2 protein-coding genes are annotated in these 867 nt (G+C 47.6%); both read right to left on the bottom strand.

The window, feature by feature from the left end:
• Nucleotides 1–579: glycine--tRNA ligase subunit beta (locus tag A3729_RS17930; RefSeq protein ID WP_156497996.1), on the bottom strand; the 579-nt coding region annotated here is incomplete at its 3' end.
• On the bottom strand, nucleotides 579–867 hold a 289-nt coding region (locus A3729_RS17925), incomplete at its 5' end, for a glycine--tRNA ligase subunit alpha (protein WP_156490462.1). The genes A3729_RS17930 and A3729_RS17925, both read right to left, overlap by 1 nt.

The raw sequence follows: 867 nt of genomic DNA, 5'->3' as shown, positions 1-867 counted from the left end.
ACTATGGAAGCGGTGACCGCGAGTCTTTCGACCAGCTGGAATATCCAGAATACTGCCTTCTACAACCTCATCACCGAAAATCATCAATACCCACTGCAGCGGTCGAACGAACTCAACCTTTTGAGCTCCCCAACGCATACGCTTAGGAATAGGCAACTTGTTCAATGACTGGGCAACAATGTCATTCAACAAAGATTTGGTTTCCTGACCTTTCTCTAGCGAGCGGTAAACTAACCATGTTCCTTTCGGCGTTTCCATTTCTTCTAGGTCTTCAGGCTTAATACCTAACGAGCCGGTAAAACCAGTCAAGGCGCGAGAAGGATTCCCTTCAGCATCATAAGCGGCTTTCTTTGACGGGCCTTTCTTTTCAACTGACTTATCAGCTTGCTGCACGTCCAAACCTTTAACTCGAACAGCTAAACGTCTGGGGCTAGCGAAAGCCTTTACCTCAGCATAGTTCAAAGCCGCATCTTTTAAGCCTGCTTCGATACCACTGGTAAAGGAGTCCGAGAGCTTCTTCAGTGCTTTCGGTGGAAGTTCTTCAGTCCCGATTTCAACGAGAAAATCTTGCGTAGACATTATTTCTTGCCTCCTTTGTCCGACTTTGAACCAGCGTTTTCTAAGCTGGCAAGGACTTCTTCACGAATCCCTTCAGGAGCCAGAGGGAAGCCTAATTCTTTACGACTATCAAAATATGCCTGGGCAACGGATCGTGCCAAGCCTCGAACACGCAGTATATAGCGCTGACGTTCAGTGACCGAGATCGCATGGCGGGCATCCAGCATGTTAAATGTGTGGGAAGCCTTAAGCACCAACTCATACGCTGGTAATGGCAAACCCTGGTCAATCATCTTCTGACTTTCAGCT

This window comes from Oleiphilus sp. HI0043, from assembly GCF_001634935.1.
This window is presented reverse-complemented; position numbering and strand designations above follow the sequence as displayed.